1 protein-coding gene is annotated in these 514 nt (G+C 46.9%); it reads right to left on the reverse strand.

The genetic code is table 11. The features are described 5' to 3' along the window. Positions 1 to 514 (reverse strand): RnfABCDGE type electron transport complex subunit C (locus R7P74_RS29465; RefSeq protein ID WP_318124295.1); only part of this gene is annotated, 514 nt, incomplete at both ends.

A 514-nucleotide genomic window follows, 5' to 3' on the forward strand; every position in this document is an offset into this window, starting at 1 on the left:
TGGTCCGCCCATGATCAAACGCTGAAGTTTTTTATCGGCTTTGTACCCGAATTCGTCGAGCAGTGCTTGAACTGGGGTACCCAAGAGCGCCCATACGTTTCGAGGCTGTTTAAAGGTTTTACCTGTTAACGTAACGACACGTTCGATCATTGGCTCGCCATCGATGATAGCGCGCTTAATTGAGTATAAAGAACCGACGTTTTGAACCAAGATGCCAATATCTGCAGGGATAGAGCCGCTAGGAACTTCCTTGTTGGTCAGAATCTTTATCAGCTGCTTTTCACCCCCCGATGGGTATTTCGTCGGGATTACTCGAATAACAATGTCCTTGTTCAGAGCGGCGCTTTCCAGCGCTTTAATGGCATCTGGCTTGTTATCTTCGATACCAATGATCGTCAGTTTTGGCTTAAGGATATGTTCGACGATTTCGATACCCTGAATAAGCTCTTCGGCATGCTCCTGCATCAGTTTGTCATCGGCCGTGATGTACGGTTCACATTCTGCTGCATTTACA

Source organism: Vibrio sp. 2033 (assembly GCF_033339735.1).